26 protein-coding genes are annotated in these 26,847 nt (G+C 51.9%); 10 read left to right on the top strand and 16 right to left on the bottom strand.

Translation table 11 applies throughout. The features are described from left to right. The first annotated feature begins 1 nt into the window (after position 1). The 6 genes from arnC to arnF are packed head-to-tail and all read left to right on the top strand — an operon-like array spanning position 2 to position 6,209. Positions 2–970, top strand: a complete 969-nt coding sequence (arnC, locus tag BGE37_RS03350) for an undecaprenyl-phosphate 4-deoxy-4-formamido-L-arabinose transferase (protein ID WP_105287766.1) — start codon at positions 2–4, stop codon at positions 968–970. Further along, positions 970–2,952 (top strand): bifunctional UDP-4-amino-4-deoxy-L-arabinose formyltransferase/UDP-glucuronic acid oxidase ArnA, encoded by a 1,983-nt coding sequence (gene arnA / locus BGE37_RS03345; RefSeq protein WP_105287765.1) that lies wholly within the window; start codon positions 970–972, stop codon positions 2,950–2,952. Before arnC ends, arnA begins: the two co-directional genes overlap by 1 nt. Then, complete coding sequence (arnD, locus tag BGE37_RS03340) at positions 2,949–3,839, top strand: 4-deoxy-4-formamido-L-arabinose-phosphoundecaprenol deformylase (protein WP_032303434.1); 891 nt, start codon at positions 2,949–2,951, stop codon at positions 3,837–3,839. The genes arnA and arnD overlap by 4 nt, the downstream gene beginning before the upstream one ends. Next, positions 3,839–5,491: a lipid IV(A) 4-amino-4-deoxy-L-arabinosyltransferase gene (arnT, locus tag BGE37_RS03335; protein WP_105276834.1), complete on the top strand. Its 1,653-nt coding sequence runs from the start codon at positions 3,839–3,841 to the stop codon at positions 5,489–5,491. Before arnD ends, arnT begins: the two co-directional genes overlap by 1 nt. After that, on the top strand, positions 5,488–5,823 hold the full coding sequence (gene arnE, locus BGE37_RS03330) for a 4-amino-4-deoxy-L-arabinose-phosphoundecaprenol flippase subunit ArnE (RefSeq protein WP_088541271.1): 336 nt from the start codon (positions 5,488–5,490) through the stop codon (positions 5,821–5,823). The genes arnT and arnE overlap by 4 nt, the downstream gene beginning before the upstream one ends. Continuing rightward, a complete protein-coding gene (arnF, locus tag BGE37_RS03325) occupies positions 5,823–6,209 on the top strand; it encodes a 4-amino-4-deoxy-L-arabinose-phosphoundecaprenol flippase subunit ArnF (RefSeq protein WP_000523868.1) in 387 nt (128 codons plus the stop codon). Before arnE ends, arnF begins: the two co-directional genes overlap by 1 nt. Here arnF and pmrD read toward each other — a convergent pair. The 9 genes from pmrD to BGE37_RS03280 form a co-directional block, all read right to left on the bottom strand. Then, positions 6,203–6,469, bottom strand: coding sequence for a signal transduction protein PmrD (pmrD, locus tag BGE37_RS03320; RefSeq protein ID WP_032184684.1), 267 nt, complete (start codon positions 6,467–6,469; stop codon positions 6,203–6,205). The genes arnF and pmrD overlap by 7 nt on opposite strands. 109 nt (positions 6,470–6,578) lie before the next feature. Beyond that, positions 6,579–7,934 carry an o-succinylbenzoate--CoA ligase gene (gene menE / locus BGE37_RS03315; RefSeq protein ID WP_105287764.1) on the bottom strand — a complete coding sequence of 452 codons (1,356 nt, stop codon included), beginning with the start codon at positions 7,932–7,934 and terminating at the stop codon, positions 6,579–6,581. Further along, a complete protein-coding gene (gene menC / locus BGE37_RS03310; protein WP_105287763.1) occupies positions 7,931–8,893 on the bottom strand; it encodes an o-succinylbenzoate synthase in 963 nt (320 codons plus the stop codon). Before menC ends, menE begins: the two co-directional genes overlap by 4 nt. After that, positions 8,893–9,750 carry a 1,4-dihydroxy-2-naphthoyl-CoA synthase gene (gene menB, locus BGE37_RS03305; RefSeq protein ID WP_000640000.1) on the bottom strand — a complete coding sequence of 286 codons (858 nt, stop codon included), beginning with the start codon at positions 9,748–9,750 and terminating at the stop codon, positions 8,893–8,895. The genes menC and menB overlap by 1 nt, the downstream gene beginning before the upstream one ends. Positions 9,751–9,764: 14 nt before the next feature. Then, entirely contained in the window at positions 9,765–10,523 is a 759-nt protein-coding gene (gene menH, locus BGE37_RS03300; RefSeq protein ID WP_105287762.1) for a 2-succinyl-6-hydroxy-2,4-cyclohexadiene-1-carboxylate synthase, read from the bottom strand. Further along, on the bottom strand, positions 10,520–12,190 hold the full coding sequence (gene menD / locus BGE37_RS03295) for a 2-succinyl-5-enolpyruvyl-6-hydroxy-3-cyclohexene-1-carboxylic-acid synthase (RefSeq protein ID WP_001354789.1): 1,671 nt from the start codon (positions 12,188–12,190) through the stop codon (positions 10,520–10,522). Before menD ends, menH begins: the two co-directional genes overlap by 4 nt. 85 nt (positions 12,191–12,275) lie before the next feature. Further along, positions 12,276–13,574: an isochorismate synthase MenF gene (gene menF / locus BGE37_RS03290; protein WP_088541266.1), complete on the bottom strand. Its 1,299-nt coding sequence runs from the start codon at positions 13,572–13,574 to the stop codon at positions 12,276–12,278. Positions 13,575–13,651: 77 nt separating this feature from the next. Next, the gene (gene elaB / locus BGE37_RS03285) at positions 13,652–13,957 is read right to left on the bottom strand and encodes a stress response protein ElaB (RefSeq protein ID WP_000070621.1); all 306 of its coding nucleotides are present in this window, start codon (positions 13,955–13,957) and stop codon (positions 13,652–13,654) included. Between the two features lie 54 nt (positions 13,958–14,011). Beyond that, positions 14,012–14,473: a GNAT family N-acetyltransferase gene (locus tag BGE37_RS03280; protein ID WP_000574094.1), complete on the bottom strand. Its 462-nt coding sequence runs from the start codon at positions 14,471–14,473 to the stop codon at positions 14,012–14,014. A gap of 64 nt (positions 14,474–14,537) precedes the next feature. Here BGE37_RS03280 and rbn point away from each other — a divergent pair, with 64 nt between their 5' ends. Together rbn and BGE37_RS03270 are read left to right on the top strand one after the other, a co-directional pair. Continuing rightward, positions 14,538–15,455, top strand: coding sequence for a ribonuclease BN (gene rbn, locus BGE37_RS03275; protein ID WP_105282122.1), 918 nt, complete (start codon positions 14,538–14,540; stop codon positions 15,453–15,455). A gap of 186 nt (positions 15,456–15,641) precedes the next feature. After that, positions 15,642–16,856: an ElaD/SseL family deubiquitinase gene (locus BGE37_RS03270; RefSeq protein ID WP_105287761.1), complete on the top strand. Its 1,215-nt coding sequence runs from the start codon at positions 15,642–15,644 to the stop codon at positions 16,854–16,856. Positions 16,857–16,926: 70 nt separating this feature from the next. On the opposite strand, the gene BGE37_RS03265 is transcribed toward BGE37_RS03270, so the two are convergent. Continuing rightward, positions 16,927–18,654, bottom strand: a complete 1,728-nt coding sequence (locus tag BGE37_RS03265) for a vWA domain-containing protein (protein WP_105276827.1) — start codon at positions 18,652–18,654, stop codon at positions 16,927–16,929. A gap of 137 nt (positions 18,655–18,791) precedes the next feature. Here BGE37_RS03265 and BGE37_RS03260 point away from each other — a divergent pair, with 137 nt between their 5' ends. Together BGE37_RS03260 and BGE37_RS03255 are read left to right on the top strand one after the other, a co-directional pair. Then, positions 18,792–19,763 carry a M28 family metallopeptidase gene (locus BGE37_RS03260; RefSeq protein WP_088541263.1) on the top strand — a complete coding sequence of 324 codons (972 nt, stop codon included), beginning with the start codon at positions 18,792–18,794 and terminating at the stop codon, positions 19,761–19,763. A 102-nt stretch (positions 19,764–19,865) separates the two neighbouring features. After that, positions 19,866–20,369 carry a YfbM family protein gene (locus BGE37_RS03255; RefSeq protein ID WP_105282108.1) on the top strand — a complete coding sequence of 168 codons (504 nt, stop codon included), beginning with the start codon at positions 19,866–19,868 and terminating at the stop codon, positions 20,367–20,369. A gap of 67 nt (positions 20,370–20,436) precedes the next feature. Here the strand turns inward: BGE37_RS03255 and nuoN are convergent, their stop codons facing one another. The 6 genes from nuoN to nuoI form a co-directional block, all read right to left on the bottom strand. Beyond that, positions 20,437–21,894, bottom strand: a complete 1,458-nt coding sequence (nuoN, locus tag BGE37_RS03250; RefSeq protein ID WP_088541262.1) for an NADH-quinone oxidoreductase subunit NuoN — start codon at positions 21,892–21,894, stop codon at positions 20,437–20,439. A 6-nt stretch (positions 21,895–21,900) separates the two neighbouring features. Continuing rightward, complete coding sequence (gene nuoM, locus BGE37_RS03245; RefSeq protein WP_000926437.1) at positions 21,901–23,430, bottom strand: NADH-quinone oxidoreductase subunit M; 1,530 nt, start codon at positions 23,428–23,430, stop codon at positions 21,901–21,903. A 165-nt stretch (positions 23,431–23,595) separates the two neighbouring features. After that, positions 23,596–25,437, bottom strand: coding sequence for an NADH-quinone oxidoreductase subunit L (gene nuoL, locus BGE37_RS03240; protein ID WP_001056608.1), 1,842 nt, complete (start codon positions 25,435–25,437; stop codon positions 23,596–23,598). Next, positions 25,434–25,736, bottom strand: a complete 303-nt coding sequence (gene nuoK, locus BGE37_RS03235) for an NADH-quinone oxidoreductase subunit NuoK (RefSeq protein WP_000612644.1) — start codon at positions 25,734–25,736, stop codon at positions 25,434–25,436. Before nuoK ends, nuoL begins: the two co-directional genes overlap by 4 nt. Continuing rightward, on the bottom strand, positions 25,733–26,287 hold the full coding sequence (nuoJ, locus tag BGE37_RS03230) for an NADH-quinone oxidoreductase subunit J (RefSeq protein WP_000393511.1): 555 nt from the start codon (positions 26,285–26,287) through the stop codon (positions 25,733–25,735). The genes nuoK and nuoJ overlap by 4 nt, the downstream gene beginning before the upstream one ends. 11 nt (positions 26,288–26,298) lie before the next feature. Next, on the bottom strand, positions 26,299–26,841 hold the full coding sequence (gene nuoI / locus BGE37_RS03225; protein ID WP_000172749.1) for an NADH-quinone oxidoreductase subunit NuoI: 543 nt from the start codon (positions 26,839–26,841) through the stop codon (positions 26,299–26,301). Positions 26,842–26,847: the final 6 nt, after the last annotated feature.

The following is a 26,847-nucleotide window of genomic DNA, read 5'->3' as shown; positions in this document are numbered from 1 at the left end:
CATGTTTGAAATCCACCCTGTTAAGAAAGTCTCGGTGGTTATTCCCGTTTATAACGAGCAGGAAAGCTTACCGGAATTAATCAGGCGCACCACCACAGCCTGTGAATCACTGGGGAAAGAGTATGAGATCCTGCTGATTGATGACGGCAGTAGCGATAATTCCGCGCAAATGTTGGTCGAAGCTTCGCTAGTAGAGGGCAGCCATATTGTGTCTATTTTGCTTAACCGCAATTACGGACAACATTCAGCGATTATGGCGGGTTTCAGTCACGTTACCGGCGACTTAATTATTACCCTCGATGCCGATCTCCAGAATCCTCCAGAAGAGATCCCCCGCCTGGTGGCAAAAGCCGATGAAGGTTACGACGTAGTAGGAACTGTACGCCAGAACCGCCAGGACAGCTGGTTTCGTAAAACCGCTTCGAAGATGATCAACCGACTTATTCAGCGCACCACCGGCAAAGCAATGGGTGACTACGGTTGTATGCTGCGCGCCTATCGCCGTCATATTGTCGATGCGATGTTGCACTGCCATGAACGCAGCACCTTTATCCCGATTCTGGCGAATATCTTCGCCCGCCGTGCCATTGAAATTCCAGTGCATCATGCCGAGCGTGAGTTTGGTGAATCCAAATACAGCTTTATGCGCCTGATTAATTTGATGTACGACCTGGTGACCTGCCTTACGACTACGCCGCTACGTATGCTGAGTCTGCTCGGCAGCATTATTGCGATTGGAGGTTTCAGCATCGCGGTACTGCTGGTGATTTTACGCCTGACCTTCGGCCCCCAATGGGCGGCAGAAGGCGTCTTTATGCTATTTGCCGTGCTGTTTACTTTTATTGGCGCTCAGTTTATCGGCATGGGACTACTCGGTGAATATATCGGCAGGATCTACACCGATGTCCGCGCCCGCCCCCGCTATTTTGTTCAGCAAGTTATCCGTCCATCCAGCAAGGAAAATGAATAATGAAAACCGTCGTTTTTGCCTACCACGATATGGGATGCCTCGGTATTGAAGCCCTGCTGGCTGCCGGTTACGAAATTAGCGCTATTTTTACTCATACTGATAATCCCGGTGAAAAAGCCTTTTATGGTTCGGTTGCCCGACTTGCAGCGGAAAGAGGCATTCCGGTTTACGCGCCGGATAACGTTAATCATCCACTATGGGTGGAGCGCATTGCCCAAATGTCGCCGGAGGTGATTTTCTCGTTTTATTATCGCCATCTTATTCACGACGAGATTTTGCAGCTCGCCCCTGCAGGCGCATTTAATCTGCATGGTTCGCTGTTACCAAAATATCGTGGTCGCGCGCCGCTGAACTGGGTGCTGGTGAACGGTGAAACGGAAACTGGCGTGACATTGCACCGAATGGTGAAACGTGCCGATGCTGGGGCCATTGTGGCCCAATTGCGCATTGCCATTGCGCCAGACGATATCGCCATTACGCTTCATCACAAGTTATGCCATGCCGCGCGCCAGCTACTGGAGCAGACATTACCCGCCATTAAAGACGGTAATATTCTGGAAATCGTCCAGCGCGAAAACGAAGCCACCTGTTTTGGTCGCAGAACGCCAGAAGACAGCTTCCTCGAGTGGCATAAACCGGCAGCAGTATTGCATAACATGGTGCGTGCCGTCGCCGATCCGTGGCCGGGAGCCTTCAGCTATGTTGGTAATCAAAAATTTACCGTCTGGTCGTCACGCGTACATCCTCATACATCCGCAGCGCAGCCGGGAAGCGTGATTTCTGTTGCGCCGTTGCTGATTGCCTGTGGCGATGGCGCGCTGGAAATCGTCACCGGACAGGCGGGCGACGGCATTACTATGCAAGGCTCGCAATTGGCGCAGACACTGGGGCTGGTGCAAGGTTCACGCTTGAATAGCCAGCCTGCCTGCGCCGCCCGACGCCGTACACGGGTACTCATCCTCGGGGTGAATGGCTTTATTGGCAACCATCTGACAGAACGCCTGCTGCGCGAAGATCACTATGAAGTCTACGGTCTGGATATCGGCAGCGATGCGATAAGCCGTTTTCTGAATCATCCGCATTTTCACTTTGTCGAAGGCGATATCAGTATTCATTCCGAATGGATTGAGTATCACGTCAAAAAATGTGATGTCGTCTTGCCTTTGGTGGCGATAGCCACGCCGATTGAATATACCCGCAACCCGCTGCGCGTATTTGAACTCGATTTTGAAGAGAATCTGCGCATTATCCGCTACTGCGTGAAGTACCGTAAGCGAATCATCTTCCCGTCGACTTCAGAAGTTTATGGGATGTGTAGCGATAAATACTTCGATGAAGACCATTCTAATTTAATCGTCGGCCCGGTGAATAAACCACGCTGGATCTATTCGGTGTCTAAACAATTACTTGATCGAGTGATCTGGGCCTATGGCGAAAAAGAGGGTTTACAGTTTACCCTCTTCCGCCCGTTTAACTGGATGGGGCCACGACTGGATAACCTTAATGCAGCGCGAATTGGCAGCTCCCGCGCTATTACGCAACTCATTCTCAACCTGGTGGAAGGTTCACCGATTAAGCTGATTGATGGCGGAAAACAAAAACGCTGCTTTACTGATATCCGGGATGGCATTGAAGCGTTGTATCGCATTATCGAAAATGCAGGCAATCGCTGCGACGGCGAAATTATCAACATTGGCAATCCTGATAACGAAGCGAGCATTGAGGAACTGGGCGAGATGCTGCTGGCGAGCTTCGAAAAACATCCGCTGCGCCATCACTTCCCACCGTTTGCGGGCTTTCGCGTTGTCGAAAGTAGCAGCTACTACGGCAAGGGATATCAGGACGTAGAGCATCGTAAACCAAGCATCCGTAATGCCCGCCGCTGCCTGGACTGGGAACCCAAAATTGATATGCAGGAAACCATCGACGAAACGCTGGATTTCTTCTTGCGCACCGTCGAGCTTACGGATAAACCATCATGACAAAAGTAGGCTTACGCATTGATGTCGATACCTTTCGTGGCACCCGTGAAGGCGTGCCGCGTCTGCTGGAAATCTTGAGTAAGCATAATATTCAGGCCAGCATTTTTTTCAGCGTCGGCCCGGACAATATGGGCCGCCATCTCTGGCGACTGGTGAAGCCACAGTTTTTGTGGAAGATGCTGCGCTCAAACGCGGCATCGCTTTATGGCTGGGATATTTTACTGGCAGGTACGGCCTGGCCAGGTAAAGAGATTGGTCATGCCAATGCCGATATCATTCGTGAAGCGGCTAAACATCACGAAGTCGGCCTGCACGCCTGGGATCACCATGCCTGGCAAGCCCATAGCAGTAACTGGGATCGGCAAACAATGGTCGACGATATCGCACGCGGCCTTCGCACCCTGGAAGAAATTATCGGCCAACCGGTAACCTGCTCCGCAGCCGCTGGCTGGCGTGCCGACCAGCAGGTGATCGAAGCAAAAGAAGCGTTCCATTTGCGCTACAACAGCGATTGTCGTGGGGCTATGCCGTTTCGTCCATTGCTCGAAACAGGAAAACCCGGCACGGCGCAAATTCCGGTGACCTTACCCACCTGGGATGAAGTGATTGGTCGGGATGTGAAAGCTGAAGATTTTAACGGTTGGTTACTCAACCGCATCCTGCGAGATAAAGGCACGCCGGTTTATACCATTCATGCAGAAGTTGAAGGCTGCGCTTATCAGCATAATTTTGTGGATCTCCTGAAACGCGCAGCCCAGGAAGGCGTGACATTTTGCCCTTTAAGCGAACTGTTATCAGGGACGTTGCCGCTCGGACAAGTTGTTCGCGGAAATATTGCCGGACGTGAAGGCTGGCTGGGTTGCCAACAAATTGCGGGTAGTCGCTGATGAAATCGGTACGTTACCTTATCGGCCTCTTCGCGTTTATTGCCTGCTATTACCTGTTACCGATCAGCACGCGTCTGCTCTGGCAACCAGATGAAACGCGTTATGCGGAAATCAGTCGGGAAATGCTGGCATCCGGCGACTGGATTGTGCCCCATATGTTAGGGCTACGTTATTTCGAAAAACCCATTGCCGGATACTGGATTAACAGTATTGGGCAATGGCTATTTGGCGCAAATAACTTTGGTGTGCGGGCAGGCGTTATCTTTGCGACCCTGTTAACTGCCGCGCTGGTGACCTGGTTTACCCTGCGCTTATGGCGCGATAAACGTCTGGCTCTACTCGCCGCAGTGATTTATCTCTCACTGTTTATTGTCTATGCCATTGGCACTTATGCCGTGCTCGATCCGTTTATTGCATTCTGGCTGGTGGCGGGAATGTGCAGCTTCTGGCTGGCAATGCAGGCACAGACGTGGAAAGGCAAAAGCGCGGGATTTTTACTGCTGGGAATCACCTGCGGCATGGGGGTGATGACCAAAGGTTTTCTCGCCCTTGCCGTGCCGGTATTAAGCGTGCTGCCATGGGTTGCAACGCAAAAACGCTGGAAAGATCTCTTTATTTACGGCTGGCTGGCGGTTATCAGTTGCGTACTGACGGTTCTCCCCTGGGGACTGGCGATAGCGCAGCGGGAGCCTGACTTCTGGCACTATTTTTTCTGGGTTGAGCATATTCAACGCTTTGCACTGGATGATGCCCAGCATAGAGCTCCGTTCTGGTACTACTTGCCGGTCATCATTGCCGGTAGCCTGCCGTGGCTGGGATTACTCCCCGGAGCACTGTACACAGGCTGGAAAAACCGCAAGCATTCCGCAACCGTCTATTTATTGAGCTGGGCGGTAATGCCGCTGCTGTTTTTCTCCGTTGCCAAAGGCAAATTGCCCACCTATATTCTTTCCTGCTTTGCACCTCTGGCAATGCTGATGGCGCATTACGCTTTGCTGGCAGCAAAAAATAATCCTCTGGCGTTGCGGATTAATGGCTGGATTAACATCGCTTTTGGCGTCACTGGCATTATTGCTACGTTTGTGGTCTCCCCCTGGGGACCTATGAGCACGCCGGTGTGGCAAACCTTCGAGAGCTATAAAGTCTTCTGTGCATGGTCGATTTTTTCGCTATGGGCATTTTTCGGCTGGTATACCTTAACAAACGTCGAAAAAAACTGGCCTTTTGCCGCACTTTGCCCGCTTGGGCTGGCGTTGCTGGTAGGATTTTCAATTCCTGACAGAGTCATGGAAGGAAAACATCCGCAATTTTTTGTCGAGACGACACAAGAATCACTGCAGCCAAGCCGCTATATTCTTACCGATAGCGTCGGCGTTGCTGCTGGTCTGGCATGGAGCCTGAGACGTGATGACATCATCATGTATCGCCAGACAGGGGAATTGAAATACGGCCTAAATTATCCGGATGCGAAAGGGAGATTTGTCAGCGGTGATGAGTTCGCAAACTGGCTTAATCAACATCGTCAGGAGGGGGTTATTACACTCGTGCTTTCGGTTGACCGCGATGAAGATATCAACAGTCTCGCCATTCCGCCCGCAGATGCCATCGATCGTCAGGAGCGTCTGGTGCTGATTCAGTATCGGCCCAAATGATCTGGCTAACATTAGTCTTTGCCAGCTTGCTTAGCGTTGCCGGGCAGTTGTGTCAGAAACAAGCAACCTGCTTTGTGGCGATAAACAAACGGCGCAGACATATCGTGCTGTGGCTGGGACTGGCGCTGGCTTGTCTTGGCCTTGCCATGGTGCTCTGGCTGCTGGTCTTGCAGAACGTACCGGTAGGCATTGCCTACCCGATGTTAAGTCTGAATTTTGTCTGGGTGACGCTGGCTGCAGTAAAACTGTGGCACGAGCCGGTATCACTGCGTCACTGGTGTGGGGTGGCGTTCATTATTGGCGGCATTGTGATCCTCGGGAGTACGGTGTAATGGGCCTGATGTGGGGATTATTCAGCGTCATTATTGCCTCAGCTGCGCAATTAAGCCTGGGTTATGCGGCGAGTCATCTACCGCCGATGACGCACTTATGGGATTTTATCGCGGCGCTGTTAGCTTTTGGCCTGGATGCCCGGATACTGTTACTCGGGCTGCTGGGTTATCTGCTTTCCGTTTTTTGTTGGTATAAAACACTACATAAACTTGCACTAAGCAAAGCCTATGCCTTGCTCAGTATGAGTTATGTGCTGGTATGGATTGCTTCAATGGTACTTCCCGGCTGGGAAGGGACTTTTTCGCTGAAAGCACTACTGGGAGTAGCCTGTATTATGAGCGGGTTGATGCTGATTTTCCTGCCCACGACAAAACAACGTTACTGAGTTTTCTCAGCCGATTGACACTGCCGTTCCCACTCATCGGGGCTGTAGCTGCATGCCGAGAGAACTTTCACCGTATGTAGCTTTTCACGATTAATGCAGTAAAGCGCATTCTGCAAAGGGGAGAGTAAATCGCCCACTTTCACGGCGAAGTCACTCTTCACTTCGGCGATCATTTTTATCGCGCCGCCAGCATCGCAGAGCATAAGTACATGTCTGTTATCTTGTTTATCGCAGCACGATTTTTTGACCAGCCATTCCATTGCATTATCCTGTTTGCTAAGAGTTTTCACATCAATTTACAGATTAACAGATAAACTCTTTATCAACGGCAATGGAATGGCAGAAATGAGAAGTGCAACGGATGGTTAATTATTGCTGGCGTTGCACCCACTCTTTTAGCGCCTGACGTGAAATTTTAATACCACCGTTTTTCAGTTCAGGTGGAAGCGTCAGCCAGCGCACCGGTTGTTGAAAACGGGCCAGCTTATCTTTCACCCATTCGCTGAGATCAACGCTTTGATGGTCATACTCCACCACCGCTACCGGTCGATGACCAAACTCCTTGTCCGCAACGGGGACGATAAACACCTGCAAAACCGCAGGATGTGCAGCAATTACACGCTCCACCTCTTCCGGCTGAATACCCTCGCCACCACTGAAGAACAGATTATCTAAGCGCCCGACAATGGTCAGTTTACCGTTATGCATCTCGCCGCGATCGCGCGTAGCGTACCAGCCTTCGTCATTGAGCAGCGGCACCAGTTGTCCGTTACGCCAGTAACCTTCTGCCATGCTGGCAGCCCGCAGCCACACTTCATCGTTAACGATTTTCACTTCCCGACCGGGCAGCGGCGAACCGACGTCCGCCAGACCGTCGGCTTCTTTCGCACACACCGTGGAAGCAAACTCGGTCAGACCATAGCCACAAAAGCAACGAATACCCTGCTCGCGCGCCTGTTCCGTCAACTCGACCGGGATCGCCGCGCCGCCAAGCAACACTGCTTTCAGGGAAACGGAACTGCGGTTAACCAGCAAACGCCAGAGCTGCGTCGGCACCAGCGATGCGTGAGTACAGCCTGCCAGCATGTGATCCAACGGCTGTTTATCACGTACCGTCATCCGCGCACCAGCGTATAACCAGCGCCACATAATTCCCTGACCGGAGACGTGAAACAGCGGCAAAGAGAGCAACCAGTCATCGTGATCGCCAAACGGAATCAGCGATAACACCCCTTCGGCGCTGGCAAGATGGGCCTGATAAGTATGGACAGCGGCTTTCGGCAACCCGGTAGAACCCGAGGTCAACGTCATTGAGCACAGACGAGTTGGCTGCCACGCCGCAGCATGTACGCCTTCAACCAGCTGAATGTGCAGCGACGTTAACGCCGAAAATGTGTTTTCCCCTTCCGGCACCAGCGCAAATTGCAGCGTTAGATTGGGCAGCAATTCTTCAAGCAACGGTTGCGGCAGCTGAGGGTTCACGGGCAACACCCGCGCCCCGCATTGCAGTAGCGCCAGCCAGGAGAGCAGCGTTTGCGGCGTATTCCACGCCCGCAACATCACGCCGCTGCCCTCAACCACGCCCTGCGCCGCAAAGCCTAAGGCTAATTCATCGACGTGAACACAAAGCTCGCGCCAGTTGAGTTGCTCATCATTGAGACGTAAGGCGATGGCTTCTCCCCGCACTTGCCGCCAGTGACGCCACGGCCAGTCAGAGAAGATCATAACAACCGCTCCAGTGCATCAACGTCGACAAAAGGCAGCGTGCTACCCGGCCAGCGACGAACCTGCTGCGCCTGCATCAGATCCAGCGTGTCCAGCCCCGGGATAGTGTCTGGCGTTAACCAGGCGGCAATCCGCGCCAGTTGCGTTAAGCCTAAGCTCGACTCAATAGATGAACTGATCACCGCCGTCAGCCCCAGCGCGTGCGCCGCCTGCACCTGCTCGCGCACTTTCTCCAGGCTGCCCGTGAGCGTGGGTTTGATCACCACCGCTCGCACGCCTTCTTCCGCCACAAAGGCAAAATCCGGCTCACGCAGGCTTTCATCCCAGGCAATGGCAATACCCGTTTCACGGGCAAAGGCGCGGGAATCCTCGCGGGTTTTGCACGGTTCTTCGAGAAACGCGATGCGGTGGCGATAATCCGGGTTAACGTATTTGGCAAACTGCTGGCCTTTCAGCGGTGTCCAGGCGCGATTCGCGTCAAGACGCAAATGCAGATCCGGAATGGCCTCCAGCAACAGATTCACCACCATGCCGTCGCGCACCGCTTCGTACAATCCCACTTTGACCTTCGCCACTTTCTCGCCTGGCATATCGGCAAGTTTGAGGATCAGATCGTCAGGATCACCATTACACAACGGTGCAGCACGGAAATTTGCCGCCTGTGGTAACGTGTCTGCCAGCTCAGCCAATGCACAGCTTACGCCAAAGGCGACGGAAGGCATTTGCGGTAATTCGCAATCGCCTGCCAGCCAGTTATTTACCCAGGCAAGCAGCGCACTTTGCGCCTCTTCCCAGGTTTCCTGACTGAAGCCCGGCAGTGGGGAGATCTCTCCCCACCCTTCGCGCTCGCCCTCGCGCAGGCAAACGTATAGCCCGTCGCGGGTTTTTAACCGCCTGTCGCGCAGAACCACCCCCGCGTCCATGGGGATCTGCCAGCGGTATACCTGCGCGCTACGCATTACGGATTCCGTTTAAATTTGCTGAAGTCAGGCTGACGTTTCTGGTTGAAGGCGTTGCGACCTTCCTGACCTTCTTCCGTCATGTAGAACAGCATGGTGGCGTTGCCCGCCAGTTCCTGCAGACCCGCCTGACCGTCACAGTCAGCGTTCAGCGCAGCTTTCAGGCAACGCAGCGCCATCGGGCTGTTTTGCAGCATTTCGCGGCACCAACGCACGGTTTCTTTTTCCAGATCTGCCAGCGGCACCACGGTGTTCACAAGGCCCATATCCAGCGCTTGTTTCGCGTCGTACTGACGGCACAGGAACCAGATTTCACGCGCTTTTTTCTGCCCAACAATGCGCGCCATATAGGAAGCGCCCCAGCCGCCATCGAAGGAACCGACTTTCGGGCCAGTCTGACCGAAGATGGCGTTTTCCGCCGCGATGGTCAGGTCGCACATCATGTGCAGAACGTGACCGCCGCCGATGGAGTAACCCGCTACCATCGCGACAACCGGTTTCGGACAGGTACGGATCTGACGCTGGAAGTCCAGCACATTCAGATGATGTACGCCGGAATCATCTTTATAGCCGCCGTAATCGCCACGCACTTTCTGGTCGCCACCAGAGCAGAACGCTTTATCGCCTGCACCAGTCAGAATGATCACGCCGATGTTGTCGTCATAACGCGCATCTGCCAGTGCCTGGATCATCTCTTTGACCGTCAGTGGACGGAAGGCATTGCGCACCTGCGGACGATTAATGGTGATTTTTGCGATACCGTCGGTGGATTTTTCATAACGAATGTCCTCGAAACCTTCGGAGCAGTCGTGCCATTCAACCGGTGCGTAAAGCATTGCTTCATCAGGATAAATCATATTGTGTCCTTTAGTCAGAAACGCAAGATCTGCGCCAGACTTGCGATTACGCCAGCGGGATTTTCCCGGTGCGCGTTATGTCCGGCGCGAGGAATGACATGGCAGTCGGCAGCCAGTTCCGCCGCCAGAGCGCGGAATTTGCTGTCACGTTCACCACATAAATAATAAAACGCAAATGTGCGGGCGCTAAGGTTAGCACGTAAATCAGGCTGGACGGCGAGAGAAGTGGCCTCCAGCATAGTAGCAAGCGTTACACCGTTATTGTGGCTACGCAGCGCCACCAGCTCCCGGCGTTGATCGTCATTGAGCGAGGCAAAGACAGGCTGTTGATACCAGTCGGCAAATACCGCCGTTAATGGTTCTGTGCGAAAACGCTGCGCCCATTGGCGATCGGAAAGCAGACGTTCCGTGCGTTGTTCAGCACTTTGCAGCCCGGGATGCCCACCTTCGACAATCACGCCACAAAGCCCCGCCATCCCCTGGCAAGCCGCCATCATCGCCACCCGTCCGCCGAGCGAGTACCCCACCAGCCAGAAGTTAAGGATGTTGTAACTAACCAGAGTTTTACGCAGTAAGCCGGTGACATCATCAAATCCATCGACGCTAATTGCTGCCGAACCACCGTGACCAGGGAGATCAACATACAACCGCGAGTAGTCGGCAAACGCCTCGCCCACTTCTTGCCATTCCTGGCAATCGCCGGAAAAACCGTGCAAAAACACCAGCCAGGGTAAACCTGGTTTGCCGTGTTTTGCCTGCGCGTGCAGGATCATAAATGGCTTACCTGCGCCAGCAGTTGCTGGAGGGTTTGCGCACCATCGGTGTCATTAACCACCATTTCAATTACCGTGGTGGTCGGCGTGCGCCAGGCGTCGGCAAGTGCCGTTTCAAGTTCCTGCCAGTTTTGCGGACGATGATATTTCAGCTCGAACATCGCGGCGGCGTGCTCAAAATGGACGTTTTGCGGCATCAGATAGAAACGCTCACGCTCGCTTTTCGGTGTCGGCAGCAGCGAGAAAATTTGCCCGCCGTTGTTGTTCACCACAATTAATACCAGCGGCGCGGAAACCTGGCGCAATAGCGCCAGCGCGTTGAGATCGTAAAGTGCTGAGAGATCGCCCACAATCGCCAGCGTCGGTTTGCCACTGGCCCGCTGAACGCCTGCGGCAGTAGATAGCAGCCCGTCAATACCGCTGGCCCCACGGTTGCTATACACCGGGTAACCCGCCGGAAGTTGCGAAAGCGCATCAATCAGACGTACCACCAGGCTGTTGCCAACAAACAGTTGCCCCTGTTCCGGCAAATAGTCGCTGATGCGATGCGCCAGTTGCGCTTCGCCAAACGCATCGCGACGGGCAATAACCGCCTGCATTGCCTGTTCCGCCAGGCGCGGGATTTCAACGCACCAGGGCTGGCGTTTTTCTGCCGGATGCAGCTCCAGCCAGTCGGCAATATTGGCAATTAAGCGGCGTCCGCGATGGTGTGCCGGATCAAGTCGCCCTTCAATGTCATCAACAATCCAGTACTCTTCTGGTTCACAGCTTGCCTGCCATTGCAGGAGCCGTTTGCCCGTCAGGCTGCTGCCCAGTTGCACCACAATCTGCGCCTGTTGCAGTTCGCTTGTCGCTTTGGCATTGCCTAACCAGAGATCGGCACACGGCAGCGGCTGTCCGGTTTGCGACAGGACGTCGCCAATCAGCGGCCAGCCAAGAGTTTGCGCCCACAGAGCAACTTTTTTGCCCTCTTCCGCACTCATGCGACCAGCAACTACCACGCCGCGCTTTTGTCGCCAGAAGAACCAGTCACGCTGTTTTTCACTTTCCAGACGAGGCGCTTCACGCAGCCACGGTTTATCGTCCTGCCACCAGTCGCCAAGACGCTGTTGCCAACTAAGCCCGGTGTCGTCCATCTCGCCATATAGCGGTTCAGCAAACGGGCAGTTGATATGAACTCCTCCAGCATGAAGCGTACCAAGGGCGTGGTCGATAGTAGAGACCAGCCAACGGGCAGAAATATCCTGCGTCGGGCGCGGCAGTGAAATGCTATGCGTAGGATGAGAGGCGAACATTCCCGGCTGACGAATCGCCTGATTCGCGCCGCAGTCAATGAGCTCCGGCGGGCGATCGGCGGTTAACAGGATCAGTTTTTCTCCGGTTAACCCAGCTTCTATTAGTGCCGGATAGAGATTTGCTACCGCCGTGCCGGAGGTCACTATCACCGCCACCGGCTGCTTGCTGACTTTCGCCAGCCCCAGCGCCAGATGCCCCAGTCCACGCTCATCAAAATGGGTGTGGTGAATGAATGCGGAATTCTCCGCTGCCGCTAACGTTAACGGTGTAGAACGCGAGCCAGGGGCGATACAGATGTGTCTGACGCCGTGACGCGTTAATGCTTCCAGAATGACCGCCGCCCAGCGTCGGTTAAATGCGCTTACTGACATGAGTTTGTCCGGTATCAATATTGCGGCTAAGTATAAGGAGCTACAAAAATAGATTATTGATATGAATCGGTAATGATGCGACTCATTACTCTTCCATTTGTAATAAAGTACGCAGCCCTGCCGCTTTGTTGTCGATTTCCTGCCACTCTTGCTCGGGGTCGGAGCCACGGACAATGCCCGCGCCAGCATATAACCGCACGACATTGCCGCTAATTTTTGCTGAGCGCAGGGAAACGCAGAATTCGCTTTGTTGTAACGAAAGATAGCCCGCGGAACCGGCATACCATTCACGGGTGAACGGTTCGTGACGGGCGATAAACTGCCGCGCCAGGTCACGCGGTAAGCCCGCAACCGCGGCCGTTGGCTGCAACTGATGTAAACAGATCACATCATCCGCTTTGTTGAGTGAAGTCCAGATACAGCGGCGCAGATGCTGCACTTTACGCAGACGCAGTACCTGCGGCGGTAAAACATCCAGCGTCTGGGTATCGGCCTGCAATCGTTGGCAAATATCTTCCACCACCAGCATGTTCTCGCGCTGGTTTTTATCATCCGCCATCAGCCACTCGCCCAACTGCTGCGCCTGCTTATCATCAGGATGATTTGCTACCGTTCCCGCCAGCGCTTCAGTACGCAGCGCTTTGGCACGCCGCCGCCATAGCCGCTCAGGAGACGAACCCAGAAACGCGGTCTCGCCATCAAAGGCCATAAAGAAATGATAGCAGTTCAGATTGAGCCGACGGCTGGCTGCCATCATCGCCGCTGCGTTAACCGGGCTTGCAAAATGCAGATCGGTCGCCCGTGCAAGAACGACTTTGTCGAGTTCACCTTCGGCGATAGTTTGCGTTGCCAGTTCGATTAATCGCGTCCAGCCCGTTTTGTCCGGCCAGTGTTGTTCTCGCGTGGTGGTTAAATGTAACCCTGGCAGGGACTTGATACTCACCAGTGTGGCGATAAATTCTTTTGCCTTTATCGCATCGTGCTGAAGGGAGCTTTCGCTGAATAGCGTCAGCCGCAGCGTGGCTTTACCGCCACAGCGTCGCCATTCCAGGCGGGGTAAAAGTAAATTGCCCTGCGACGGGTCAAACGCATTCAGCCCCCAGATGCGTAAGTCGGCATGTTCCGGGTGCTGGTGAAGAAAACGTTGCGCCTGGTCCAACGAGGTAAAATGGGTAATCGCGCCCAGGACGGCAGCTTCTTCATCACCATTACGTTGTTGCCAGTAGAATTGCGGATACGTTTGCTGACTGGCCAGCCAGCTCAAGGCATCAAAAGCATCTTTGAGAGGGAAAGGAGTATCAATAACCCGAATGCCGGGTGTCGCTGGAATCTCTTGCGACAAAAGGCGCAGTAGATTTTCCAGCGCCGTAGTGAGTGATTGCACGCGGACCTCTCCCTGTTAAAAGCCTCACATTATACGGGGTACTACAAAAAAATGCAGTACCCCGGTGTAGGGAGGTTTTAACGGCGTGCCAGCAACAGTCCTAATACCAGCCCAACGGCCGCGCCCACCCCAATTCCTTGCCAGGGTTTTTCGTGGACGTAGTCATCAGCACGATAAACAGCCTGCTTCGCCCGATAGTAATAACTGTCTGAAGCCTGGCTAACCCGTTTTTTCACATCATCCAGCGCTTTTTCTGCACGCGCTTTCAGCTCAACATATTTCTGATCGGCGGGATCGCCAGAGGAGCGGAGCACCTCTTCCAGTGTTTCACTAAGCAGCGTCAGGTCGTCATCGATACGTGTATCACCAAACTGATTAGACATTCTCGTTCTCCATTTGCGTAAAACCTGTCACTAACTATAGACAATGGTTATTGATTACGCCTGAATTACCTCGCGTGCCATCCCAATGTGTGGGATACCATCTTCTTCATAGACCTCCGTCACAGGGATAAAGCCAAAACTTTGGTAGAAGTTTTGCAGATGCGCCTGCGCCCCGAGGTAAACAGGTTTATCAGGCCAGTGACGCGTACATGTTTCGAGTGTTTTACTCATCAGCTGCTGCCCCACTTTTTCGCCACGCAACGCTTCACTGACAATCACCCGACCTATAACGACCGGCTCAAGATCATCATCACTTTTCAGAATCCTCGCATACGCCACCAGTTCATCATTTTTCCAACCGAGAATATGGCGATTATCCCCCGTCAAATCATCACCATCGATATCCTGATAAGGGCAATTCTGCTCAACAACAAAAACCGCGCAACGCAGTTGTAATAAGGCATAAAGCTGGGAAACCGATAATTCAGAGTGATGCAGATCTTGCCATTCAATCATAATGCTCTCCTTTTAGATGTATGCCTTATACTAGCCGGAATATTTTTTGAAACGTGATGAACTCATGGAATTAATTTTTTTAGGTACTTCAGCCGGTGTGCCAACCCGTACGCGCAATGTCACGGCAATATTGCTTAACCTGCAACATCCGACCCAGAGCGGGCTTTGGTTGTTTGACTGCGGTGAAGGCACCCAGCATCAGCTACTGCATACCGCCTTTAACCCTGGAAAACTGGACAAGATTTTTATCAGCCATCTTCATGGCGATCATCTCTTTGGTTTACCCGGCTTGCTGTGCAGTCGTTCTATGTCTGGTATTGTCCAACCCTTAACGATTTATGGTCCGCAAGGTCTCCGTGAATTTGTGGAGACTGCGCTGCGGATTAGCGGCTCATGGACCGATTATCCGCTGGAAATTGTCGAAATTGGCGCTGGCGAAATTTTCGATGATGGCCTGCGCAAAGTAACCGCTTATCCGCTGGTACACCCACTGGAATGTTATGGCTATCGTATTGAAGAACATGATAAACCGGGTGCATTAAATGCCCAGGCATTAAAAGCTGCTGGCGTGCCGCCTGGCCCACTGTTTCAGGAATTAAAAGCGGGCAAAACAATCACGCTGGAAGATGGAAGGCAGATTAACGGCGCAGATTACTTAGCTGCTCCAGTGCCAGGTAAAGCGCTCGCTATTTTCGGCGATACCGGCCCCTGCGATGCCGCACTTGACCTGGCTAAAGGTGTCGATGTCATGGTGCACGAAGCGACGCTGGATATAACCATGGAAGCCAAAGCCAATAGTCGCGGTCATAGCTCTACACGCCAGGCTGCGACACTGGCCCGTGAGGCTGGAGTCGGTAAGCTAATCATTACCCACGTCAGCTCGCGCTATGATGACAAAGGTTGTCAGCACCTGTTACGTGAATGCAGGTCAATTTTCCCGGCGACTGAACTGGCGCATGATTTCACCGTGTTTAACGTTTAACTCTGCTTCCTACTAAAACAGGGCGAAACTTGCCCTGTTATCGCAACCCGCGCCACATATATCCACCCACACGGGCATATTGAGCGATTTTTGATATTTATTCATCTCCGCACGCACTATATTCAGAGCAATAAGTTGCCTCTTTTTATCTTCATTCAGCACAATCTTTGCAACTAAAAGGAGCCTATGATGGTTACAGTTGTCAGCAATTATTGTCAATTATCTCAAACCCAACTCTGTCAGACATTTGCAGAAAAATTTACTGTGACCGAGGAATTACTGCAGTCTTTAAAAAAAACAGCGTTATCCGGAGATGAAGAAAGCATTGAGTTACTGCATAATATTGCGTTAGGTTATGATGAATTTGGAAAAAAAGCTGAAGATATTCTTTACCATATTGTTAGAAACCCAACAAATGATACCCTATCGATTATCAAGCTTATAAAAAATGCCTGTTTAAAATTATATAATTTGGCACATACCGCAACCAAACACCCCCTCAAATCACATAATTCAGATAATCTCCTGTTCAAAAAACTATTCTCCCCTTCGAAATTAATGACAATTATCGGTGAGGACATTCCTCTCATATCAGAAAAACAGTCGCTTTCAAAGGTACTTTTAAATGATAAGAATAATGAACTGAGCGATGGTACAAACTTCTGGGATAAAAATCGTCAATTAACCACGGATGAAATAGATTGCTATCTTCAGAAGATCGCCGCTAATGCAAAAAATACTCAAGTCAATTATCCTACTGGTCTCTACCTCCCCGATTCCAACAGCACTTACCTGGAAATCGCTCTCAATGATAATATTAAGAGCGATCCATCATGGCCGAAAGAAGTCCAGTTATTCCCCATAAATACTGGCGGACACTGGATATTAGTTTCGCTACAAAAAATAGTTAATGAAAAAAATAACACACAACAAATAAAATGCGTCATATTCAACTCATTACGTGCACTAGGCCATGATAAAGAAAATTCACTTAAGCGTGTCATTAATAGTTTCAATTCTAAATTCATGGGGGAAATGCCGAATAATAAGAATATAACAGATCATTTAACTGAACAAGAGATAACATTTTTACATGCCGATCTTCAGCAATACTTAAGCCAAAGTTGCGGTGCATTTGTGTGCATGGCAGCCAAAGAAGTAATTGAACAAAGGGAAAGCAATTCTGACAGCGCTCCCTATACGTTATTAAAAAACTATGCTGACAGATTTAAAAAATATTCAGCAGAAGAGCAGTACGAAATTGATTTTCAACATCGACAGGTAAACAGAAATTGTTATTTAGATAAATATGGCGATGCAAATATCAATGATTATTATAGAGACTTAGAAATAAAACACTCACAACCCCAAAATAGAGCATCAGGCAAAAGAGTAAGTTAACATCATTGTTAGTCAATTCGACCAGTCAGCAAATATGCTGACTGATCGAACATAGTTTGCTAAAAAGTCATCACGGACTGATGCCAGTCACCCCATCCGCCAGTTCAACCAGGCGAATAAATTCCGCCCTGTAACCCTGTGGATCTTCCCCTTTTGCCTGCTGAGCCCACTGTTTTATCTGCTGCCATGAGATTTCGTCCAGGTATTCAGAACCGCGTAACTTTTGCCCATATGCAGCTACTGCTGCGCGAAAACGCATATCTTCAGAGGGCGCGTTTATTATTGGCCCCAGCGGGAATTCAACTAACTGACTTTCTTTTCCCTGCGGGTATTTCCAGCGAATTTTTAACCAGGCCAGTTCTTTCGTTTTGTCCGATTTCGCTGATTTGTTATCCGGGGCATAGCGTAACTTATCAATTGATGCTTTTTGCCCGTTCAGCGTTAATTCAAATAACAACGTTATATGTTTGCCTGCGCCAATATCCCCCGCATCAACGTTGTCGTTATTAAAATCTTCCGCCCGAAGTTGGCGCTTTTCATAACCAATCTGACGGTATTCCGTTACCCACGCGGGGTTAAACTCAATTTGCGCTTTGACATCTTTTGCTACGGTAATCAACGTCTGCCGCATTTCACTGTTCAATACTTTCTGCGCTTCAGAGAGGGTATCAATGTAGCTGTAGTTACCGTTGCCAACATCGGCAATTCGCACCATCATTGCCTCGTTGTAATTGTCATCCCCCACGCCAAACGTCGACAGAGTAACACCGGACTCCCGCTGTTTTTTGACCATTGATTCAATCGATTTTGGATCGTCAATACCAACGTTAAAGTCACCGTCAGTGGCCAATAAAATGCGATTGATACCGCCCTTAATAAACCCCTTCGCCGCCTGCTGATAAGCCAGTTCCAGCCCGGCACCGCCATTGGTACTGCCTTCGGCATCCAGCGAATCAATTGCGGCATTAATTTCCGCCTTATGACTCCCGGAGATAGAAGGCAATGCAATACGGGAGTCGCCAGCGTAGGTCACGATAGCAATGTTATCCTGCTCACGAAGTTCTTTGACCAATAATTTCAACGAAGACTGGATAAGTGGCAAACGTTCATCAGAAATCATTGAACCAGAAGTGTCGATAAGAAAGACCAGATTAGAAGCTGGTAACTCTTCACTTTTGCGATCTTTCGCCAGGATATCAACTTTCAGCAATGTTCGCTGTTCATTCCATGGCGCAGGTGCCAATTCGTAGCGCATAGCGAAAGGTATTGGCTTAGAGGCCGGAATAGATTGTTTGTCTTTGATATCCCAATCAGACGGGAAATAATTGACTATCTCCTCCACCCGCACAGCGTCTGGCGGAGGTAACAGCCCTTGATTGAGGAAACGCCGTACATTCGCATAACTGCCAGTGTCAACGTCAAGACTAAACGTCGCCAACGGATTTTGCGCTACCTGCTTAACCGGATTATCATCGAACTGCTGATAGCGAGCGGTTCCTGGATTTGCGACATGTGTAGCTTTTGCTTTAGCCGCTCTTGCAAATGTTGGCGCTTCCTGCAATCGCCCCTGTAAAGCCTGTTTGTCTGAATATTGTTGCACTTCTTGCTGGGCCAAGACTTTCGCGGCGGCGGCGCTTTGCTCAGCCTCTTTTATTGCAGCTTGCTGCGCGGCAAGCACTTGCTGCTCTGTTGGAGTACTGGGTTGTTGTTGCTGACTTTCCTTATTCTCAGGTTCCGGCCCACATCCTGACAAAATCAAACTACTCATAAGCAACATGATTATATTTTTATTTCGCATATAAAATCCTTTTAAATAAACTCAGGCACCAGACATAAAATATACTCTTTGTATAATCCTGCTAATCTTAATAAAATACAATATCGAAACCTATAACAAATAATGATTCAATAACGCAACCCATTAATAATTTGCATATGAAAAAAATAAACTTTGCTTTTATTATATTAATTCTGTTTTCACTCCCTCTGATTATTTTTTACCAACCCTGGGTCAATGCATTACCGCCAACGCCCCGACACACAAGTCCTGAGCAATTAGAAAAAACAGTTCGTTATCTTACACAAACTGTGCATCCCCGTAGTGCCGACAATATTGATAATCTGAAAAGGTCCGCAGAATATATAAAAGAGGTCTTTATCAGTAGCGGTGCCAGCGTTACCGCGCAGGACGTCCCCATTACGGGAGGTCCCTACAAAAACATTGTTGCTGATTATGGTCCTGCCGATGGACCGCTGATTATTATTGGTGCGCACTATGATTCTGTCAGCAGTTATGAAAACGATCAATTGACCTATACGCCGGGCGCGGATGATAACGCCAGCGGCGTGGCAGGATTACTCGAACTGGCACGTTTGTTACAGCAGCAAGCACCGAAAACTGGCGTGCAGCTGGTCGCCTATGCGTCGGAAGAACCGCCCTTCTTTCGTAGCGATGAAATGGGGAGCGCGGTACATGCAGCTTCGCTTGAGCGTCCAGTTAGATTAATGATAGCGCTGGAGATGATTGGCTATTACGACTCTGCGCCTGGTAGTCAGGATTACCCTTACCCGGCAATGTCCTGGCTTTATCCCGATCGGGGAGACTTTATTGCCGTGGTCGGCAGAATGCAGGATATCAACGCCGTTCGTCAGCTAAAAGCGGCATTGTTGTCATCTCAGGATTTATCTGTTTATTCTATGAATGCCCCAGGGTTTATTCCCGGTATTGATTTCTCTGATCACCTTAATTATTGGCAACACGATATTCCCGCCGTAATGATTACCGACACCGCTTTTTATCGTAATAAACAATACCACTTGCCCGGTGATACCGCAGACAGATTGAATTATCAGAAAATGGCTCAGGTAGTGGATGGGGTTATAACTTTGTTATACAACAGTAAATAATAAAAATTTCTCGAGGCGGGTCCAGAAAAAGCGACATGTACATTTTATTTTCCCTCGTCTGTTTTAAGATGCGAAACATGAAATTCAACGGAGGAAAATAAAATGGGAATGATTGGCTATTTTGCAGAAATTGACTCAGAAAAGATTAACCAACTTCTTGAGTCTACTCAAAAACCTTTGATGGATAATATACATGACACGCTTTCAGGATTACGCCGACTGGATATTGATAAACGCTGGGATTTTTTACACTTTGGGCTGACAGGCACCTCTGCTTTTGATCCCGCGAAGAATGATCCGCTGAGTCGTGCCGTGCTTGGTGAACACAGCCTCGAAGATGGCATAGATGGATTCCTGGGATTGACCTGGAATCAGGAGTTAGCCGCGACAATCGACCGACTGGAAGCTCTTGACCGAAATGTGCTGCGTAAACAGTTTTCCATTAAACGACTCAATGAAATGGAGATTTATCCGGGAGTAACCTTTTCAGAAGAGTTAGAGGGGCAACTCTTTGCTTCGATCATGCTCGATATGGAAAAGCTGATTAGCGCGTATCGACGTATGCTGCGGCAAGGGAATCATGCGCTGACGGTTATTGTTGGGTGATGGGGGTCAGGGCACCAAAAAAAACCGCCGAACTTGTCGGCGGCTTTCTGACTTACGAACTGACAGCTTACATCAGCGGCATTGCTAACCGCACAATGCTAATCAGCGGTTGCGGCCATACACCCAGCACCAGTACCAACAGTGCAGAGATCAGCACCACGATACCACCCGCGCTGTACTGCCAGTTTGACGGTGCGTCGCGACCCGGTTGCTCCGGGGCGTGCAGGTATAAGCTCACCGCTACGCGCAGGTAGTAGTAGAGGCCGATTGCCGAACCGACAACCACCGCACCCACCAGCCACCACAAGTGTGCCTGGACACCGACCGCCAGCACATAGAACTTACCGATAAAGCCCAGCGTCATTGGGATACCCGCCAGTGACAGCATCATCACCGTCATCACTGCCGCGAGGATCGGACGATGCCAGAACAGACCGCGGTAAGAGAACAGGGAATCAGCATCCGGGCCACGATACGGGCTGGACATCAGGCTGACCACGCCGAACGCGCCGAGGCTGCTGAACAGATAACCGGCCAGGTAAACCCCTACCGCTTCCATCGACATCTCGCCAGTTTGCAGCGCAATCAGCGCCACCAGCAGATAGCCGAGGTGAGAGATAGATGAGTAACCGAGCAGACGTTTGATATTGGTCTGGCTCAGCGCCATCAGGTTACCGAAGATGATAGAGGCAAAGGCGATAATCGCCAGCACCACGCGAATCGCTTCGCTGTCGCCCACTGGTGCGTAAAGGAACAGACGCATCACCACGCCGAAGATAGCGATTTTGCTCGCCGTCGCCAGGAAAGTGGAAACCGGCGCAGGCGCGCCCTGGTATACGTCTGGCGTCCACAGGTGGAACGGCACCAGAGAGAGTTTGAAGCCAAGGCCAACAATCATCAGGCCGAAACCTGCCAGCAACAGCGGCTCGTTGAGCATACCGTCGCCGAGGTTTTTACCCAGCGCGACAAACGACAGGTCGCCAGACTGCGCATACACCAGCGCCATACCGAACAGCAGGAAAGAAGACGCTGCGGCAGAAAGGATAGTGTATTTGATACTGGCTTCCAGCGAACGTTTCTGGCGGAAAGCGTAACCGACCAGGCCAAACAGCGGCAAAGAGATCAGTTCAATACCGAGGAACAGAGACGCCAGATGGTTGGCATTCGCCAGCAGGATCCCGCCCAGCGCGGCAATTAACACCAACAGGTAGAACTCGTCCTTGTTGTCGTTATAGCCTTCAAGCCACGGGTAGGCGAAAGTACAGGTGGCGAGGCTCGCCAACAATACCAGCCCGGTGTAAAGCATGGCGAAACCATCAACGCGCATCAGCGGCGTAACGTCCATAGCGCCCGCCTGGCCGACAAACCAGAGCGAAACCAGCGCCGCGTTAAGCCCAATAACCGAGATCGTAGCGTTGAGGAAATGATTGCGTCGCCACGCAATGGAGAGCATCACAACCACCACCGTCAAGCCGACGATCAGCAACGGTAGCAGTGCGATCAGGTTTTGTGGAGTTATTGTCATGGCGATTTACGGCCTTGTAGTAGTAACGGAATTAACAAACCACTGCTGGATATTGCCAATCGCGGAGTGCGAGGTATCCAGAATCGGCTGCGGATAGAAGCCCAGCAGTACCAGCAGCACCACCAGCAACAGGATCATAAACAGCTCACGCAGCGACATCCCTGGCAGTTCCTGGCTGGCAATCTGGCTTTTCGCTTTACCGAAGTAAGCGCGATGCAACATCGCCAGCGAATAAACAGATGCAAAGACCAGCCCAAAGGTAGAGATAACGGTAATCACCGGGACAACCTGGAAGCTGCCGAACAGAATCATAAATTCGCCGACGAAGTTACCGGTGCCCGGCATCCCAAGCGTTGCCACCGCAAAGAACAGTGACAGTGCTGGCAGCCATTTCATTTTGCTCCACAGACCGCCCATCATGCGCATATCGCGGGTATGGATACGCTCATAAAGCTGACCGCAGAGAATAAACAGACCCGCCGCCGACAAGCCGTGAGCAATCATCTGAATGACCGCGCCCTGGTAGGCTAACTGGCTGCCGGTGTAGATAGCAATCAGCACGAAGCCCATGTGGGAAACCGAGGTGTAGGCGATCAGACGTTTGATATCGGTCTGGGCGAAGGCCATCCACGCACCGTAGAAGATGCCGATAACACCCAGCCACATAGCGATTGGTGCAAACTCTGCCGACGCGTTCGGGAACAGCGGCAGGGAGAAACGCAGCAAACCGTAAGCGGCAGTTTTCAGCAAGATCCCCGCGAGGTCAACGGAACCGGCGGTCGGAGCCTGGGAGTGCGCATCCGGCAGCCAGCCATGCAGCGGAACCACCGGCATTTTCACCGCAAATGCGATGAAGAAGCCCAGCATCAGCAAATATTCCACGCCGTTAGACATTGGCGTATTCAGCAGCTCTTCATAGTTGAAGGTCCAGACGCCAGTCGCATTGTAGTGAACAAAAACCAGCGCCAGGATGGCGATCAGCATCACCAGACCACTCGCCTGGGTGTAAATGAAGAACTTGGTTGCCGCCGTGATACGCGTTTTACCGTCAGAGGCTTTATGCCCCCACAGTGCGATCAGGAAGTACATCGGCACCAGCATCATTTCCCAGAAGAAGAAGAACAGGAACATGTCGATGGCAAGGAACACGCCGATAACGCCGCCCAGGATCCACATCAGGTTGAGGTGGAAGAAGCCCTGATATTTTTCGATCTCTTTCCACGAACAGAGTACCGCCAGCACACCGAGCAGACCGGTCAGCACGACCATCAGCAGCGATAGCCCGTCAATGGCGAGATGGATAGAGATACCAAAACGCGGGATCCACGGCATGTCGAATTCAGACTGCCACTGCGGAATTCCGGCGGATTGCGTCAGTGAATAACCGCCCTGCAACCACAGTTGCAGCGACAGCGCCAGCGTCAATCCCATGGTGATCAGCGCGATCCAGCGCGGCACCTTGACGCCAAAGCGTTCGGTCTGCCAGCACAGGAAGCCGCCGATAAAGGGAATTAATATTAGCCAGGGTAGTAACATGGCGATCTTTATTCCTTGTAAAAGTCCCGTCAGGACCGGATTTTCAACGAATTCTCACGACAGAAAATTCTCTTCGGATTGTGGTTGTAGTGTCGGATGCGCCGCGAAGGCGGCTTATCCGACCTACGTTCTTATATGCCCAGGGGCAAGCCCACAATCCTTAACTCAACGCAGTACCATCAACAGTGCCAGCACCACGACCGCACCGATGCTCATGGATGCCACATACCAGCGCAGATAACCGTTCTCGCTTAACAGCAGACCTTTACCTGCAAAGCGGGAAAGGACAGCCGGGATGTTCATCATTGAGTTCAGCGGATCGCGTTTCAGCAACCAGGCAATACCCAGGAACGGCTTGACGAACACTTTGTCGTACAGCCAGTCAAAGCCCCAGGCGTTGTACCACCAGGTACCCAGCAGACGGCCCGGCGCACTGTTGGCGATGGAGGTCACCAGAGTACGTTTACCCAGCCACAGCCAGGCTGCCAGCAGAATACCAACCACCGCGACCACGCCAGAGGTAATTTCCAGGGTCAACATGCTGCCGTGCGCCAGTTCCGTAGTTTGCGGAAGCACGCCCTGCAGCGGCGGTACAATCAGTGCGCCAACGAAGGTGGAAAGGATCAGCAGCACAATCAGCGGCAGGCTGTGAGTAATCCCTTTCACGGCGTGAGCGTGAATTTGTTCTTTCCCGTGGAAGACGATGAAAATCATACGGAAGGTGTAGAGAGAGGTCATAAACGCACCGACCAGACCTGCCACCATCAGATTGATATGACCATTCGCCATCGCACCAGCGAGGATCTCATCCTTACTGAAGAAGCCCGCAGTAACCAGCGGCAGTGCCGACAGTGCTGCACCACCCACCAGGAAGCAGAGATAAACCAGCGGAATAGATTTACGCAGACCGCCCATCTTGAAGATGTTCTGTTCGTGATGGCAGGCCAGAATGACGGAACCGGATGCCAGGAACAGCAGCGCTTTAAAGAACGCGTGGGTCATCAAGTGGAAAATCGCCGCATCCCATGCCTGTACGCCAAGCGCAAGGAACATGTAGCCAATCTGGCTCATGGTGGAGTAAGCGAGAACACGTTTGATGTCGGTCTGTACCAGCGCGGCAAAACCGGCCAGCAGCAGCGTAACTGCCCCGACAATACCCACCAGATGCAGAACTTCTGGTGTCATCAGGAACAGGCCGTGGGTACGGGCGATCAGGTAGACACCCGCGGTTACCATCGTTGCGGCGTGGATCAGCGCGGAGACAGGTGTCGGGCCAGCCATCGCGTCGGCAAGCCATGTCTGCAACGGTAGCTGCGCAGATTTACCAACCGCACCGCCCAGCAGCATCAGCGTCGCCCACATCAGCATGTTATTGCCGTCAGCAAAGTGCGCGGGTGCCAGTTCCACCATTTCACGGAAGTTCAGGGTGCCCAGTTCGTTGTAGAGAATGAACAGCGCGAAAGCGAGGAACACGTCACCCACACGGGTCACGACAAACGCTTTCATTGCCGCTGCGCCATTCTTCGGATCGGTGTAATAGAAACCGATCAACAGATAGGAGCACAGGCCCACGCCTTCCCAGCCGAGGTACATCAGCAGCAGGTTGTCGGCAAGAACCAGAACCACCATGCTGGCGATGAACAGGTTGGTGTAGGCGAAGAAGCGAGAGTAGCCCTCTTCACCACGCATATACCAGGAGGCGTACATGTGAATAAGGAAACCGACACCGGTGACCACCGAGAGCATGGTCAGCGACAGGCCGTCCAGCACCAGATTGAAACCGATGTTAAAGTCGCCTACCGACATCCATGTCCACAGCGGCTGGCTGTATGCCTGCTCGCCGTTAGCGAAGAAGTCAACGCCGATAAAGGCGGTTACCAGCGCCGCCAGGCCCACAGAGCCTACGCCCACGATCGCCGAGACATTTTCAGACCAGCGCCCACGGGAGAACGCCAGCAAGACGAAGCCAATCAATGGCAAAATAATGGTTAAGGCAAGCATGTTCATCCGCGCATCTCACTTACTGAATCGATGTTCAGGTTCTGGCGACGACGGTGAAGTTGCAGCAGCAGCGCAAGGCCGATACTCGCTTCCGCCGCCGCGAGGCTGATGGCGAGAATGTACATCACCTGACCGTCGGTCTGACCCCAGTAGCTTCCGGCGACCACAAAGGCCAGCGCAGAGGCGTTAATCATGATTTCCAGACCAATCAGCATAAAGAGCAGATTGCGACGGATAACCAGACCGGTTAAGCCAAGAACGAATAAGATTGCCGCGAGGATCAGTCCATGTTGTAAGGGGATCATGCGTGCTCCTCCGTTTTTCTTTTCGCGCTGTCGTCTTTACGATTGCTCAGCACTTCACCCGCACGCTCTTCACGACCGACGTGGAAGGCCACAACCAGACCAGCCAGCAGCAGCATAGAAGCCAGTTCCACCGCCAGTACGTAAGGCCCGAACAGCGTAATACCCACTGCTTTAGCACTGATTGGCGTACCGTCGATACCCTGATCGTTAACACCGAGAATGGCGTAAACAATCACCACCAGCATGATGGCTGACAAAATTGCCGGACCAATCCACACCTGCGGTTTCAGCCACTGGCGTTCCTGTTCGATTTCCGAACCGCCCAGGTTGAGCATCATCACCACGAACACGAACAGCACCATAATGGCACCCGCGTAGACGATAATTTCCAGCGCACCGGCGAAGTAAGCGCCCAGTGAGAAGAACACCCCGGAAATCGCCAGCAGCGAAATAATCAGGTACAGCAATGCGTGTACCGGATTGGTATGGGTGATCACTCGCAAGGTCGCAAGTATGGCTATCAGGCCACAGATATAAAAAGCGAACTCCATTGCCCCTCTCCTTACGGTAACAGGCTCTTGACGTCGATAGGCTTGGCTTCGTTCTCTGCTTCGCCCTTATCTTTGCCGTCGATTGCCATACCTGCCATCCGGTAGAAGTTATATTCCGGGTATTTGCCCGGACCGGAGATCAGCAGATCCTCTTTCTCATAAACCAGATCCTGGCGCTTGTATTCCCCCATTTCGAAATCCGGGGTTAACTGAATCGCCGTGGTCGGACAGGCTTCTTCGCACAGACCACAGAAAATGCAGCGTGAGAAGTTGATGCGGAAAAATTCCGGATACCAGCGACCGTCTTTGGTTTCTGCTTTTTGCAGCGAGATACAGCCGACCGGGCAGGCGACCGCGCAGAGGTTACAGGCTACGCAACGCTCTTCGCCATCCGGGTCGCGGGTCAGAACGATGCGACCACGATAACGGGGCGGCAGATAGACCGGCTCTTCCGGGTACATTCGCGTTTCGCGTTTGGCGAACGCGTGCAGGCCGATCATCCAGATACTACGAACCTGGGTGCCGAAACCTACTAACAATTCTTTTAAGGTCATGGTCTT

Source organism: Escherichia sp. MOD1-EC6300, from assembly GCF_002965045.1.
GTDB lineage: Bacteria > Pseudomonadota > Gammaproteobacteria > Enterobacterales > Enterobacteriaceae > Escherichia > Escherichia coli_F.
Note: the sequence above shows the minus strand (reverse complement) of the source record. Positions and strands in the feature narration are given on the sequence as shown.

Bases quoted from the DNA above. Each gene is read 5' to 3' on its own strand.
- arnC (WP_105287766.1), top strand. From the start codon at position 2: ATGTTTGAAATCCACCCTGTTAAGAAAGTCTCGGTGGTTATTCCCGTT.
- arnA (WP_105287765.1), top strand. From the start codon at position 970: ATGAAAACCGTCGTTTTTGCCTACCACGATATGGGATGCCTCGGTATT.
- arnD (WP_032303434.1), top strand. From the start codon at position 2,949: ATGACAAAAGTAGGCTTACGCATTGATGTCGATACCTTTCGTGGCACC.
- arnT (WP_105276834.1), top strand. From the start codon at position 3,839: ATGAAATCGGTACGTTACCTTATCGGCCTCTTCGCGTTTATTGCCTGC.
- arnE (WP_088541271.1), top strand. From the start codon at position 5,488: ATGATCTGGCTAACATTAGTCTTTGCCAGCTTGCTTAGCGTTGCCGGG.
- arnF (WP_000523868.1), top strand. From the start codon at position 5,823: ATGGGCCTGATGTGGGGATTATTCAGCGTCATTATTGCCTCAGCTGCG.
- pmrD (WP_032184684.1), bottom strand. From the start codon at position 6,469: ATGGAATGGCTGGTCAAAAAATCGTGCTGCGATAAACAAGATAACAGA.
- menE (WP_105287764.1), bottom strand. From the start codon at position 7,934: ATGATCTTCTCTGACTGGCCGTGGCGTCACTGGCGGCAAGTGCGGGGA.
- menC (WP_105287763.1), bottom strand. From the start codon at position 8,893: ATGCGTAGCGCGCAGGTATACCGCTGGCAGATCCCCATGGACGCGGGG.
- menB (WP_000640000.1), bottom strand. From the start codon at position 9,750: ATGATTTATCCTGATGAAGCAATGCTTTACGCACCGGTTGAATGGCAC.
- menH (WP_105287762.1), bottom strand. From the start codon at position 10,523: ATGATCCTGCACGCGCAGGCAAAACACGGCAAACCAGGTTTACCCTGG.
- menD (WP_001354789.1), bottom strand. From the start codon at position 12,190: ATGTCAGTAAGCGCATTTAACCGACGCTGGGCGGCGGTCATTCTGGAA.
- elaB (WP_000070621.1), bottom strand. From the start codon at position 13,957: ATGTCTAATCAGTTTGGTGATACACGTATCGATGACGACCTGACGCTG.
- BGE37_RS03280 (WP_000574094.1), bottom strand. From the start codon at position 14,473: ATGATTGAATGGCAAGATCTGCATCACTCTGAATTATCGGTTTCCCAG.
- rbn (WP_105282122.1), top strand. From the start codon at position 14,538: ATGGAATTAATTTTTTTAGGTACTTCAGCCGGTGTGCCAACCCGTACG.
- BGE37_RS03270 (WP_105287761.1), top strand. From the start codon at position 15,642: ATGATGGTTACAGTTGTCAGCAATTATTGTCAATTATCTCAAACCCAA.
- BGE37_RS03265 (WP_105276827.1), bottom strand. From the start codon at position 18,654: ATGCGAAATAAAAATATAATCATGTTGCTTATGAGTAGTTTGATTTTG.
- BGE37_RS03260 (WP_088541263.1), top strand. From the start codon at position 18,792: ATGAAAAAAATAAACTTTGCTTTTATTATATTAATTCTGTTTTCACTC.
- BGE37_RS03255 (WP_105282108.1), top strand. From the start codon at position 19,866: ATGGGAATGATTGGCTATTTTGCAGAAATTGACTCAGAAAAGATTAAC.
- nuoN (WP_088541262.1), bottom strand. From the start codon at position 21,894: ATGACAATAACTCCACAAAACCTGATCGCACTGCTACCGTTGCTGATC.
- nuoM (WP_000926437.1), bottom strand. From the start codon at position 23,430: ATGTTACTACCCTGGCTAATATTAATTCCCTTTATCGGCGGCTTCCTG.
- nuoL (WP_001056608.1), bottom strand. From the start codon at position 25,437: ATGAACATGCTTGCCTTAACCATTATTTTGCCATTGATTGGCTTCGTC.
- nuoK (WP_000612644.1), bottom strand. From the start codon at position 25,736: ATGATCCCCTTACAACATGGACTGATCCTCGCGGCAATCTTATTCGTT.
- nuoJ (WP_000393511.1), bottom strand. From the start codon at position 26,287: ATGGAGTTCGCTTTTTATATCTGTGGCCTGATAGCCATACTTGCGACC.
- nuoI (WP_000172749.1), bottom strand. From the start codon at position 26,841: ATGACCTTAAAAGAATTGTTAGTAGGTTTCGGCACCCAGGTTCGTAGT.